The organism is Pseudomonas sp. HK3 (assembly GCF_052920985.1).
On record NZ_JBREXD010000003.1, the window covers coordinates 641491 to 654947 of the forward strand.

Genomic DNA, 13457 nt, shown 5'->3' on the forward strand with positions numbered 1-13457 from the left:
GGCTTAAGACTCAAGTTTAAGACTCAGTATCGGATGTCAGACCCGCTTCATGCTTCAATTGTTTTAACAAACGCGCAGGCAAGTTAGTAATCATCAAACTATTATTATTTTGATTAAACTGCACATCACCGCCCAGTGCCATGGCCGAAAAGCTTAAGGTTACATCTTTGTTTTTACCGCTGTAACGAATGTAGTTTTTTAAGCTTTTACGGTCAGGGATAAATTCTGTTTTTTCAGCAACCTCAGCTTCTGATTGCTCAGGGTTTGCCTGACGAATTTCTTGACGTTTTTGCTGTACAAACTGTTCAAATTTTTGCGGCGCTTGTTCATCAAGTTCATTAGATAGCGCTTTAAACTCAACCGCTGAACCGTATTTATCTTGCTCCATGCAAAACTCAACCACCTTTGTGCGAGTCTCGTTGGCTTGCTCTTCTGGCAGTTCCTTGGTGTAAGCTTCTACGATTTTTAAAAACTCTTGGGTTTCTTGTTCTACATTCACTGTGTCGTTAAAACCACAAAACTCACAGAACAAATTTTGTACGGCTTTTTCACCACGGCCATAGCTAAAACTCAAATATTTTGTCGCATCACCCTGCTGTAACGCAGTAGTATCTAGGCACAGAGCAAAACCTGTATTAGAAAAATCGATATAACGGGTCTCTGTTAATTCACGGTTTTCATTCAATGCCACGTTGGATTTCTCACGCAAGTGATACACATAAAAGCGATCACCATCGGCTAATTGCTCAGCCATAAACGCCAAATAACCATCCACTTCAAGCTGGGTATTATCGAATTTTTCACAGAATAATTTGGTTAATCGTTGCGTTAACGAAACAAAAGACTGTTTATTATTCAACCAATCTAACATCAAGCCTTTAAATTGCGGGGCTTCTGGGCCAAATTCACCATAGCGCTTGCTGGCACGGCCAATGAAGATATTACGTAACTGGGCCATGACTTTCGCCGCGTGATCTTCTTGAAAATTATCATTTTCTGAACACTTCACCAAGGCCCCTGCGGCTTTAGGGTCTTTATCGATTTGATGAGTAATAAAATGGGTAACAGGCATAAATCACAACACGCATTAAATAGGTGCGCATATTCTACCACACCCCTTGTGGCGTAGCTCAGATATGGCTAAAGTTGGCCATCTTTGTAATCTAGCCCGTGAAAATCAATATGCATCATTTATACAGCGCATTTCGAACATTAATGCACCCTGGCTACCGTAAATTCATCTTAATTCCGTTAGTCGCAAACATGGTTTTATTTGTCATACTCACTAGTGTTGTCATCACATTATTTTCAGACGTTATTGATATTGCCTTAAATTACATTCCTAGCTGGTTGCATTTTATGGCGTGGATGCTTTGGTTGGTATTCGGCTTGGCTTTTCTGATTCTTTACGGTTTAAGCTTTACGCTCATTACCAACTTAATCGCAGCCCCTTTTAATGGGCTGTTAGCCGAAAAGATTCAACGCGACAACGGTATCCCAATGCCAGAAGGGGAAACCATCACCCATGTTATTATGCGTACCCTTTGGCGTGAAGTGGTTAAGCTCAGTTATTTTATAAGTTATGGCTTTGCCGTTGCCCTTATATTAATGCTGATAAGCTTTATCCCGTTTGTGAATTTAGTTGTGCCTGTCTTAGCCTTTATGTGGGGCAGTTGGTGCATTGCGATTCAATATTTAGATTATGGCGCGGATAACTGCCAACAAGATTTTAATGATTTAAGAAAGCTCGCCAAGCGCCCTACTTTTCACACCTTCAGCTTTGGTGGTACCGTAACGTTATTGTCTATGATTCCAGTTGTGAATATTTTTGTCATGCCACTTGCTGTCGCTGCCGGCACACAATTTTGGATTAAAGATATTTACCCATTAATGATTCAAGAAAAACAAATTAAGCCGTCATAAAAAAGCCCACCCAATGGGTGGGCAAACGCCTCATGCTTTTTAAAACCGTTTTATTATTACACTTTAAGGCCTGCGATTAATGTTTCACAGGGCTTGATACTAAATTAATAATTAACGCTTCTTTTGGTATTTTCAAATACACCGTTGAGTCACTGAACGGTGTATCAATAAACACATCGATATCGACCATTTGTAAGTTCGTCAGCTCTATCTCCATTCGGCCATCGGGTAAAAATAATACTGGCCCACGTAAATTCAAGGTCAATGGTAAGCTGTGCATATTGGTGTCCATTTCAATACCGATAACTTTAGGTGCCAAACCCGGCGCATCTAAATACACATTCATTGTGCTTTCAAAATACGCTTGCTGGTGCTCTTCATCCCACACGATATAACCCGTATTAGGCACTGACTTACCGTCAGCATAGTCATGCCTTACTCGCATAACTTGAGGGCCAGTTGGATTCTCTAACCAAATACCAATGGCCTTTGCAAACATGGTAATGGATGTGGTCATTAATGCTTGCGGATAAATGGTGACAGGAATGCGATCATTCGCTGCATCGTATTCACCAATGTCCGTGGGCAAGTTGCCCGATACATAGATGTTTTGGTTATTCTCACAACTGCCCGCTTTACAGCCCAAACGTGCTTCGCTCACAAGCCCTTCAACTGATTGCACCCACAATTTAGATGCGTTTTTTGCGACCGGTGTTTCGTTACTGTCGAAGGTATAATTACGATTCACATCTGTTGTAGGCATTTGACTCATGGTGCCAAATACATGGGATGTTTTAGACGGCGCGCCATAAAATGGCATGCGCATAGCATTACTGCCTTCTGTGCGATTACTTAATTTCAGTTTCAATGGTTTAGCGTTTAACGGCACATTGTAAATACTACAAGGAACACCATCGCTGCCATCACATGAAGTGGATTTGTTCGAATACAATGTATATTGGTACAAGGTGCCTTCTTGCCACGGCTCGTTGGGCATAAAGACTAAACGACTTTGATCAAACTGAATATCGCCCGCAACCACGCCTAGGCAATTACCTGATGAATCAATGCGCTCGACTCTAAATGCACCTTGACCACATTCATTGCCCAGCGTGAGTGTTTGTTTTTTCATGAGCTGGCTAAAATTAATTTCAATGGGGCGATTACTTGGCAAAGTAAAAATATTATATAAATCATCACTTTCTAAACCGCCACTGCAACGCCCTGCAACATCATTCGCTAAGTCAGCTGCGGTTAAGCGACAGTTAAAACCAGGATACACACTGCTAACAAGAGGGGCCGTCAATGCAGAGGTATTAAAGCTTTCTGTTGCGAACGATAAAAGAATGGGGTCATCCAATGTATTACCGGATAAGTCTTGAGTATCGCCATTCACCTGCACGGTGTAGTTAGTACCTGGGCTTAAAGAAGTATCTGGTTTTATGACCAATGCACTGCCATCTTGTGTGATTGACACAGGCACTTGCAAACCAGAGCCGTCCAGTAATTTCACATTTTGCGCTATCATTTTAGTCGATAACGGCTCATTAAAGGTCAATAAAATAGGATCACTCAATTTAGAGCGATTGACTAATTCACCGGGCACCCAGCTGTGTAATGACGGCTTAGTCGTATCAATTTCTTTGGCTGGTGCACTTTCTGGAGAGGCGTAACCTTCTAAGAAAAAACTAGCCGTCGCGGGAACATTTTCTAACCCTAAAAGCGACATGGAAATATCACCAATGGCATCGACAACCATTACGCCATTATCAATGACGGCAAGCCCGCCTAAATTCACATTCAAAACGTCTTGGCTCAATGTGCCATTGGCAAGTGGGTTTGTAGCGGTCATGGCGGTATCCATCACCATACTCAGTTTACGATTAAATCCAGTGCCACTGTCATGTGGTGTTAAATAACCCACCGCATCACTGATCAGTGTTAAGTAAATGTTTTCCGTCATAAAACCCGCTGAAAACTCACCACCAATATTCACATCCATCGACGACAATGTAATCACTGAACCTTTACGAATCACAAACGGCAATACATCAGGAAAATTACCCACATGTGAAAGTTCGGCATGATAATCGCCTTGAGCATAACTGACATTTTCGCCAATCAATTGAGAGTGCACTTCTACTGAGTTTCGAGTTTTAGCATTTACAGGGGAAGCCGGACCGCCGTCTTCACCAAATATTTTTTGTACAATATCAAGCCTTGGCATTGTGGAGCGTGGCGTAAATATTTTTGCTGCATAATCACCGCTATTCAACACTAAACCCGATACGCTTTTAATATTGTTTGTCATACTAAGTGTGTACTGAGCACTGCTGTCTAAATCAGCATCTGGGTCAAAACTTATGTATCGGCCTTTGACTAAAAGTGTTCCTGAGACCGTATCAACTTCACCTTCTTTCATTAAACTAAAGCTTTGACCAAGCACCACTGTTTTTGCATCCACTACTTGGCTTAACGTAAAGTGAAATACAGATATGTCGAGATAGGGTAAATCACCTTGAGGAAAGCTCTCTGTAATATAAAACTGGGTTGCGTCGTATTCAACTGGCACATAAACCGTGTCTTCTGGTGTGACGACACCGTCACCGTTGATGTCTTGCTCATTAGCCACAGGATCCGTTGGATCGGGGTCAACCGGATCAGGGTCCACTGGGTCGGGGTCCACTGGGTCGGGATCAACTGGATCTGGATCGACAGGGTCAGGATCTGTTGGTATTGGGTTATTCGGATCAATATCCACTAAACTTTTCTCAGAGCGCGTGGTGAATTCAACCCCAGTTAATTCGCTTTGAACACCCACAATTGAAAGCATCACCGAAAAGTCTAAATAATAACGCTCACCATATGACAATATTTGCATAGGCGTTATCAGCACTTTACTGTCATTTGTTGGATCAACTTCAACATTGATCGATACAGGTTCAGCTGATTCATTAAATAACTGAATACTATTGAGCAAAGCTTCATCATCTATTGCCCCTGAAAATATCAGCGTAATGGCTTCGCCTATTGCAACACCACCTTGTTTATTTACCGGTGAACTCTCTAATAGCTGAACATTACGTTTAGGTGAAAAATCCACCGATTGTTCTTGCCCGCCACAGGCTTGCAACAATATAACAAGCATTAACACACTGAATATTTTTATTATTGTCATCATGTTATTCCTTAATATGAAACCAATACTGATTTATGATTATTAGCTCTTTACCATTTTTGAAACTAACGTAATAGCCAACTCACCTTCAGGTATCACCAAATCAACATCAGAGCTTCCCAGTGGTGAGTCAATCACCACACCTATATCAACGGCTTGTGCATTTTTTAATTGAATTTCCATACGCCCGTCCGCTAGAAACACAATCGGGCCTCTTAATTGAATAGTAAGCGGCAAGCTATGCATATTTGTATCAAGTTCAATACCCAACATGTTTGGTTTTAAACCTGGGGCATCTAAATAAACTTCCATCGTGCTTTCGAACATAGCCTGTCCTTTTGTGCCGTATTCGTTGTCGCGTTCTGGGTCCCAGTAAATGTAACCAATTCCAGGCAGGCTATTGCCTTGTTCATCAAAGCGTGAGCGCATGCGCATAATTTGTGGACCCGTTGGGTTTTCCAACCAAAAACCAAGGGCCTTCGCATACATAGTGACCGATGTTGTCATCAGTGCTTGACTGTAAAGTTCTACCGGAATTTTACCCATGGCTTCGTTAAACGTTCCCACGTCTGTTGGTAAATAGCCGCTCACATAAATATAATCTTGGTTAGGGCAACTGCCCGTTTTACAGCCCATTCGTGCTTGGCTGACTAAACCACTTGTTCCAGCAACCGCTAAGCGTGATGCATTTTCAAGTACGATGCCTTCGCTAGCATCGTGGGAGAAATTACGATTCACATCCCCTGCGGGTAATTTACTTAACGGGTTAAATACCTTGGTTTGCTCTGGGGCGCTGGCGACAAATGGAATAGCCATTTCTGCACTACCCTGATCACGATTTTCAAGCGTGAGTGTTAATGGGTTTGTTCTTAGGGGCAACCCTTTTGCACTGCATAATACTTGATCAATGCCATCACATAATGACGTTTGCGCAGAGTTTAATACTACTCGGTAAAGCGTATTATCTTGCCAAGGCACGCTTGGCATAAAACGAATTCGGGATGCGTCAAATTGAATACTGCCGCTAACGGGTTTGATGCATTCGCCGTTTGTATTAATTTCTTCTACTCGAATGGCACCGTCATCACAAGCTTGCCCCAAGAGAAAGGTATTAGTATTCATCAATTGATTAAATGTTATTTGTACTTCACGGTTTTGTGGGATTTTAAAAACTGAAAACGTATCATCGCTCGCTTTTCCGCTTTCACAGCGCCCAGCAATATTATTAATAAAATCAGCATCCACTAATCGACAGTTATAGCCGGGGTATATTGAGCCAACTAACGGCGCAGCTAAATCAGCGGTATCATAGTTAAGTGTAGTAAAAGCCAGCTCCATAGGGGCTGTTATTGGATTGTTTGCCATATCCACAACAGCGCCTCCTACACGTACAATATAATCACTATTGTATTTTAGCGGCTCGTGAGGCTTCACGATGACGGCACTGCCATCGTGAGTCACGGTAACCGGCACAGATTCATTGCCGTTGCGAATAAGGGACACTTCTTTCTGTAAGTTTTCAGGACTGAGCGGCTCAGTAAATATCAATAAGATTCCATCGGCAGGGTCCACTCGACTAATAATATCACCGGGTAACCAGCTCTGTAATTGCGGAGAGGTTTTATCCTGTATTTTTACTGGTGCGTTTTTTTGATCAGCATAGGCTTCTAAAAAGAATGAGACCAAGCCATTGGCTTTTTCAACACCAAGCAAGGTTGGGTTGATTTCACCCACGGTATCAACGACTAACACATCATTTTCTGTGCGGGCGATACCAAATAAATTAATGTGTAATACATCTTGGCTTAAACCACCATTTGCTTTTGGGTGCTGCGCCGTCATGGCGACATCCATCACTATCTGAACTTGTTTCGGTGCATTTTTATCATCACTGTTTTTGTTATTAATTAAATAACCTGTCGCATCGGTAATTAACGTTAAGTAGATTTCTTCTGTGGTGTAACCCGCACTGACTTTACCGCCTATTTCTACTGGCATATTACTGCCTTTAATCACGGCGCCCTTTCGAATCACAAAAGGCGATGAATCTGGAAAGTTAGGAATAAAAGCCAACTCTGTATAATAATTACTATTGGCATAACTGATCACATTTCCCATTAAGGTAGAATTAACTGGCACTGAATTACGTGGCAATGCTGATAAAGGGGAAATATTACTATCTGCTTCACCTTTGATTCTTTGCACCATGGTTGTACGCGGCTTTGAATCAAGGGGAATATAGATTTTAGCTTGATAAGCAGGTGCGTCTATAGATAACCCTGATTGACTTTTTATGGTATTGGCCAAACTTAAGGTATATTTTTTTCCTGGTGTTAAGTCATTTTTTGGGTCAAAAATAATATAGCGGTCTTTGACCATTAATTTACCTGGCACACTCTGAGCCTGCCCTTCTTCTACAAACTTAAAACCGTTATCTAATTTAACCGTTGCGATATTCACAGCATGACTAAGTGTCAAATGGATCACTGAAAAATCCATAAACGGTAAATCATCAGATGGAAACGCTTGCGTCACATGAAACCAAAGTGGGTCTGGGTTTATGCCATCACGACCACTGCCAACTTGAGCATCTTTTGACACGCCGATGGTATTAAACTGAATGGTTTTACCAAACTCAACTTCACCCAGTTTACTGGTCACCCCTTGATAATTTAATGTATACGTTTCACCAGCTAATAATTGTGCATCTGGCGTAAACATCAAACTCTTATCACTGTTTTCTTGAATACTCACTTGACCACTGACTTCTTGGCCATTTTTATCGCGTAATGACACGTGACTTTGCAAATAAATATCATCGATCTCATGGCTAAACATTAACGCCACATTGGTTTTAACCGATACATTTTTTTGCCCATCAAACGGATAGCTATAAACAAGATAGGATTTTTCCCAACCTGAAAAATCTGTTTTCTGGTCGTTATCGACTTCGCTACAAGCGCTTATCAGCCCAACCAAATAAATGCCTAGCAGTACTTTTAATAAGATAGTTTTCATATTCCCCCCCCCTTAAAACATCATAGAGAAAGATAAGCTAATCACATGGGCATCGCCCGATGTCGTTACTGATTCATAAGGGCTTGTAGCGACTTCGTTTGACGTCAATACAAAATCCCGTTCAACTAAGTGATGATATTGGTAGGCCGCATCAATGCGTAAAGGAAACGCTAAGAATTTTGTATCGCCGTATTCATGGGTAATACCGCCGCCTAAAATTAAACGATCGTTATCAAATAAATTAACATCAGGGGACAGGCCATCTTCTAGCACAGATTCTTCATAGCTTAACCCCATTAAAAAATGGGTATTTTTTGAATATTCATAACGGGCCCCCAGTCTTGGCACAATGGCATCTTTAAATGCTAAATTGGCTTGATCTTTAATGGTGTCATCTTTCAGTTTGTTCTCAAGCTCTGCCCAGTTTTGATATTCAAGTGTGGTTGCCAACTGCCAGTTTGGTGTTAAATGATAACGCACTCCAAATGACACAATCATTGGCTGATAAGCATCTAGCGTGCTCACCACAAGGGGCAAACCTGGGTCAGGAATCGTACCTGGAATGGTTGCATTGGCATTCACTTTAGTTTGCGTATCACTTTCACCACGATAAGAGAAAGCAAAGTCTAAGCCTTGCCACAGACACGCCGCGCCCTCATCACACAGCAGATCACCTAAATCAAAGTAAGCGCCTAACAAGGGAATAAAGACAGGCTCTGCACTTACCTCAAGCTCTTCGCTGTTCGTATTTCCGGCTAAATCTGACTCAAGTACCATATTGGCTTTCGCATGCAAGGTAACGCGTACACCCGCGCCCAAATGAAAACCCGGCATAACCGTAGCAGCAGCCGAAATCGACAAGAACAACGGTTTTTGCCCATACTGCATAAACTGCCCTTCTTGCGAGCTATTAGATTCAAACGCTAACATTTCAAGGCCGTATTTCTCGACTCCTGCCATCATTGCTAAGTAAACTGGTGTTTTAAATTTGGTAAGGCTGGTCAAGTTGGTTTTCATGCCTAATAGAACCGTTTCTGTTTGGTTTGACTCCAGTACGGTGCCGCTGCGTTGTGGCGGATTTGCACCTCCATTTGAACTCACTTCTAAGCTTGGCGTTGCTTGTAGGAAACCAACGGTTAATTCCCCTCGTTCACTTAGCGCCAAACTGGCCGGATTATAATAAGACGCACTGACTTGCTCGCTAAATAATGAAAAGGATTGCGATGTCGCCATATCCTGAGGCAATAAGCCGTAAGTGGTTGCGATGTTTCCCATACTGGCAACCGCATAATTTGAAGATAAAAGAACCGTGGTAAAAACACTGCCTAATAATTGAGGACGTAAAAAACGAGATGTAATCATGATGAGCCCACTTCAACTTATAATTTTTATTGTTATTTTTGATCAAGCAAATAAACAGCTTGATTCATATAACTGAAATGATAATGCTTTATAGGGAGATTACATTGGCACTACTGACAGCTGAGGGGTGCTTTTCGGTCAATGGCGTAAAATGAGACAACGGATGTCACATTCTCATACAATTTTGGATTCTAGAATTTTTTTACGGTATTCAATTGGCGTCATACCGGTCCAACGCTTAAAGGCCCGATAAAATGCACTGATTTCAGAAAAGCCCAGCAGATAGCATATTTCTTCTACTGACTCTTGCGTACGTTCTAACAAACGCTTAGCCAGAAACGTTCTGTATTCTGATAACACTTGGTTAAAATTAGTATTGAGTGTAGATAATTGTGTGCGTAATGAGCGCGGGCTCATACCCAATGATTGAGCCACCAACTCAAGGTTAACTTCTTTTTTATCCAAATGTTTACTCAATACTTGTCGTATTTGGTACACCAAATCTAGTTTTTCAATTTTTGCAACATGCGCTTCGGCCACTTCTTGGTGTAAATCAATTAGTTCTGGTTCGGCATGTTGCGATTGAAAACTCAGGATAGATTCAGAAAAGACGATGGCATTTTTGGCTTGATTAAATTCTACTGGTCTAGCAAATACTCGCTCGTATTCATGTTTATTGCTGGGCTCATCAAATATGAGCTGTATCGATAATGGGGTGAATGAATTTTGAGTACAGCTTTTAAAAAATCGAATCACCCCAAACATAATGCATTCGATAAAATGATGATCAACTTCATCACCTAGTGCGGTATCAAAAACAAGACTGGCCTGACCATTTTCTATTTCTAGGTAAGATTGCGCCACATCAGATAATAAACGCTGATAATTAAGCGCTCTATTCAAGCCATCACCGAATGTTTGACTGCTTAAAAACAAATACTCAAGGACCTGTCCCTTGTATAACGGGATATGCTCAGCCACATGTAAACCAATCGATTGATCACCCGTAACCGATTCAGCCACCTGCCAAAAACGCGTATTGGCACGGTGCTTAAGACGCGCCTTTTTATCTTCGATATGATCACGTGTTACGCCACATTGTTGGTAAATTTTAGCCACATCGAGCTTCATATCCACCATGGCTTCATGTACTAGACGTAACAAAATACTCGCATCGCGCATTATCATTCCGTATTAACAATGGGTCCTTAAGTTCTTGAAAATAACAGAATTTTTCAGCAAATACCAAGTTGCATTTATCCATTTCACAAAACTTGTTTGACTATATTTGACTAGGCACTTAAACATTGTCGCAAATTTGTCATGTTTTATTCTCACAATACAGGTAGATTAATTACATACTCGCTCAGGATACTTCATGATGCATGAAACCCTACTTGTAAGCCCACCATCATTACTGTCACTTTATGCTCGCGCTTTATTCAAAAGGCACTCTGCGCAACCCCAACAACCTAATATCGCAACACTGGTTCTTAATACTGCAATTCACCAAAAGCAGCTTTTACAATACAAAGCATTATGTGGCGATACCTCTGCCTCTGAGATCGTATCGCCCTTATATCCGCAAGTACTGGCGTTTAAGCTCCACTTAGAACTATTACTAAACAAGCAACTGCCTTTTCCTGTGATGGGATTGGTTCACCGTGACAATGAAGTGGAATATTTCAGCCCGATTTACCCAAGCGACCAACTCACCATCAAAGTGGGTTTAAGTGATTACAAAAAAAACAACAAGGGTATTAATTGCACACTGCTCACACAGGTTTATGTGAGTGGCATACTTAAATGGCAAGCCACCAGCACGTATGTTTATCGACAAATAAAAAATGCACCGATGCAGCGCCTGCGGAGTAAAAATCTTAAAATAATTGAGCAACCAAATAATTTATCAATATGGTCATTACCTGCCAACTTAGGTCGCCAATACGCCAAAATCACAGGGGATTTAAATCCCATTCATTTGTATTCACTGACCGCAAAATTGTTTGGTTTTAAAAAAGACCATTATCCATGGCATGTGTATGGCTGCGAAAGCAACAGCTCAAGCGCAACCTGAGCCACTCTCATTTCCAAGTCGTATTTATATTCAATTTAACAAACCCGTTTACTTACCCGATCAAATCGCTTTTACTCAAACAGACCAAGATTTCAATATTTACCCAGTATTGAATCAAGATATTATCGATAGCCCTATGTTAAGTGGGAAATTTGAAACTAATATGGGGGCCCAAGACTCTAACGTCGTATAAATTTCACTGACCAGAGAACCCAATGAAACTCATATACTTAGTACTCATCCTATGCAGCACCAGCGTATTCGCAGAATCATTACGCAGCTCTGATAATATTGCCAGAGATCAATACCGCCACCCAATGCAAACTCTTGATTTTTTTGAGGTAAAGCCTCACCACAAAATCGTCGAAATTTGGCCTGGCGGTGGCTGGTATAGCGAAATACTGGCTCCGATACTGTCTTCAGAAGGCACACTCATCGCCGCTCATTTTCCGATTGATTCACCCGTTGCATTTTTCAGCAATAGCCGAAAAAAGTTTGAAGCGCGTAAAAACGAACAGCCTGAGTTTACTAATATCAAAATGGCTACCTTTGCGCCGCCTAACATCACTAACTTTGCAGAAAAAGGCTCTGTCGACCGCGTGTTAACCTTTAGAAATGTACACAATTGGATGAGAAATAAAGGTGAGCAAGCCGCCTTTAATAGTTTTTACAAAGCGCTTAAGCCTGGTGGTATTCTAGGCGTTGTCGAACACCGTGCACCCAAAGATTTCTCCATAGAGAAAATGATTGCGTCAGGCTATGTAACAGAAGCTTATGTCATTGCACTGGCAGAAAAAGCTGGGTTTAAATTACAAGCTAAATCAGAAGTTAACGCTAATAAAAAGGATACTAAAGAGCACCCTAAAGGTGTATGGACACTGCCACCAAGCTTGCGTCTTGGCGAACAAAACAAACAAAAATACTTAAACATTGGTGAAAGTGACCGCATGACCTTGAAGTTCGTCAAATAGTTAAGCTAATGAAATCGTTAATCCTTGGCGAATAAGATTCGCCTTACAAAAATTTCCTCCCGTTAACTTGGCCACTATATCTTCTGGGCCAAGTAATTGATGAGTAATTTCATCAAGGCTCAAACCTTTCTTGCTTAAGGTTTGGGCCTGATCGCACAGCCCCAGTATATTTTTTAGCTTTTCTTCTAACGCCGCTTTGCCATTTTCGATAATACCCCCGTGAGGGCAAAATAACGTACCAAAATCTAACTTCAATACTGCTTGAATGCTGTCTAACAATTGCTGTAAGTTTTCATCGCTACGCAATAATTTTAAGCGTTTAGCAATAAATAAATCCCCACTAAAAAAATAGCCCTGCTCGGGTAAAAAAAAGCACGTTAAATCCTTTGCGTGTCCTGGCGTATGAACTGGGATAATTTTACTGCCGTCGGCCAATGCTTCTTCTGCCTTGAGTGTTTGCGTTTTAACCGGTAATAAAGAACCCCAGATTAGCTTTTGTAAATACGGCGTTTTATAACCGCTTGCTAATTTCTCTTGCGCAAGTTCTGGTGCGCGAGGCAAAACCCCATGAGTCATTGAGATACGATGGGCATTACCACTATGGTCTTCATGATGATGTGTCAGCAATAATTGTTCGACCGGCTGCTTTGACAAGAACTGCTTTACATACCGCCACTGGTTGCTTGGGCCTGTATCAATCACGGTATCACCAAGACGATACACAATAAACTGAGTATTAATCCCTTGATTAAACCGCCCTACCTTCGCGCCTGTCACTTTTTCAAACTCATATGTTTTACGGATAGGCATGACGTATTCCTTATAATTATGGATAAATCATGCCAAATATGACCTAGATTACAATCGCACAATAAACCCAATTGAGTGGTAAAAGCGCTCACAGCAAAATGGCTTTTTTCTACTATAG

Annotated in this window: 10 protein-coding genes; 4 read left to right on the forward strand and 6 right to left on the reverse strand. The window is 41.4% G+C overall.

Going from position 1 to position 13457, the window contains the following annotated elements; translation table 11 throughout:
* Positions 1-16: 16 nt before the first annotated feature.
* Entirely contained in the window at positions 17-1072 is a 1056-nt protein-coding gene (locus tag ACU6U9_RS18460) for a nucleoid-associated protein (protein WP_446736462.1), read from the reverse strand.
* Between the two features lie 110 nt (positions 1073-1182).
* On the opposite strand from ACU6U9_RS18460, the gene cysZ reads away from it, so the two are divergent.
* Entirely contained in the window at positions 1183-1923 is a 741-nt protein-coding gene (gene cysZ, locus ACU6U9_RS18465; protein WP_446736463.1) for a sulfate transporter CysZ, read from the forward strand.
* Positions 1924-1999: 76 nt separating this feature from the next.
* Here cysZ and ACU6U9_RS18470 read toward each other — a convergent pair whose 3' ends face one another.
* From ACU6U9_RS18470 to ACU6U9_RS18485, 4 genes are all read right to left on the reverse strand, one after another.
* Positions 2000-5104 (reverse strand): Ig-like domain-containing protein, encoded by a 3105-nt coding sequence (locus ACU6U9_RS18470; protein WP_446736464.1) that lies wholly within the window; start codon positions 5102-5104, stop codon positions 2000-2002.
* Between the two features lie 39 nt (positions 5105-5143).
* Positions 5144-8119 (reverse strand): Ig-like domain-containing protein, encoded by a 2976-nt coding sequence (locus tag ACU6U9_RS18475; RefSeq protein ID WP_446736465.1) that lies wholly within the window; start codon positions 8117-8119, stop codon positions 5144-5146.
* A 12-nt stretch (positions 8120-8131) separates the two neighbouring features.
* Entirely contained in the window at positions 8132-9481 is a 1350-nt protein-coding gene (locus ACU6U9_RS18480; protein WP_446736466.1) for an OmpP1/FadL family transporter, read from the reverse strand.
* 174 nt (positions 9482-9655) lie between these two features.
* Positions 9656-10663, reverse strand: a complete 1008-nt coding sequence (locus tag ACU6U9_RS18485) for an AraC family transcriptional regulator (RefSeq protein WP_446736467.1) — start codon at positions 10661-10663, stop codon at positions 9656-9658.
* A gap of 196 nt (positions 10664-10859) precedes the next feature.
* On the opposite strand from ACU6U9_RS18485, the gene ACU6U9_RS18490 reads away from it, so the two are divergent.
* The 3 genes from ACU6U9_RS18490 to ACU6U9_RS18500 are packed head-to-tail and all read left to right on the forward strand — an operon-like array spanning position 10860 to position 12529.
* On the forward strand, positions 10860-11558 hold the full coding sequence (locus ACU6U9_RS18490) for an FAS1-like dehydratase domain-containing protein (RefSeq protein ID WP_446736468.1): 699 nt from the start codon (positions 10860-10862) through the stop codon (positions 11556-11558).
* Positions 11524-11751, forward strand: a complete 228-nt coding sequence (locus ACU6U9_RS18495) for a hypothetical protein (RefSeq protein ID WP_446736469.1) — start codon at positions 11524-11526, stop codon at positions 11749-11751. Before ACU6U9_RS18490 ends, ACU6U9_RS18495 begins: the two co-directional genes overlap by 35 nt.
* Positions 11752-11773: 22 nt before the next feature.
* Positions 11774-12529: a class I SAM-dependent methyltransferase gene (locus ACU6U9_RS18500; protein WP_446736470.1), complete on the forward strand. Its 756-nt coding sequence runs from the start codon at positions 11774-11776 to the stop codon at positions 12527-12529.
* Here the strand turns inward: ACU6U9_RS18500 and ACU6U9_RS18505 are convergent, their stop codons facing one another.
* Positions 12530-13339: an MBL fold metallo-hydrolase gene (locus ACU6U9_RS18505; RefSeq protein WP_446736471.1), complete on the reverse strand. Its 810-nt coding sequence runs from the start codon at positions 13337-13339 to the stop codon at positions 12530-12532. It lies immediately after the preceding gene.
* Positions 13340-13457 lie beyond the last annotated feature (118 nt).

Excerpts from the sequence above, each read along its gene's own strand:
- ACU6U9_RS18460 (WP_446736462.1), bottom strand. The coding sequence starts at position 1,072 with ATGCCTGTTACCCATTTTATTACTCATCAAATCGATAAAGACCCTAAA.
- cysZ (WP_446736463.1), top strand. The coding sequence starts at position 1,183 with ATGCATCATTTATACAGCGCATTTCGAACATTAATGCACCCTGGCTAC.
- ACU6U9_RS18470 (WP_446736464.1), bottom strand. The coding sequence starts at position 5,104 with ATGATGACAATAATAAAAATATTCAGTGTGTTAATGCTTGTTATATTG.
- ACU6U9_RS18475 (WP_446736465.1), bottom strand. The coding sequence starts at position 8,119 with ATGAAAACTATCTTATTAAAAGTACTGCTAGGCATTTATTTGGTTGGG.
- ACU6U9_RS18480 (WP_446736466.1), bottom strand. The coding sequence starts at position 9,481 with ATGATTACATCTCGTTTTTTACGTCCTCAATTATTAGGCAGTGTTTTT.
- ACU6U9_RS18485 (WP_446736467.1), bottom strand. The coding sequence starts at position 10,663 with ATGCGCGATGCGAGTATTTTGTTACGTCTAGTACATGAAGCCATGGTG.
- ACU6U9_RS18490 (WP_446736468.1), top strand. The coding sequence starts at position 10,860 with ATGATGCATGAAACCCTACTTGTAAGCCCACCATCATTACTGTCACTT.
- ACU6U9_RS18495 (WP_446736469.1), top strand. The coding sequence starts at position 11,524 with ATGGCTGCGAAAGCAACAGCTCAAGCGCAACCTGAGCCACTCTCATTT.
- ACU6U9_RS18500 (WP_446736470.1), top strand. The coding sequence starts at position 11,774 with ATGAAACTCATATACTTAGTACTCATCCTATGCAGCACCAGCGTATTC.
- ACU6U9_RS18505 (WP_446736471.1), bottom strand. The coding sequence starts at position 13,339 with ATGCCTATCCGTAAAACATATGAGTTTGAAAAAGTGACAGGCGCGAAG.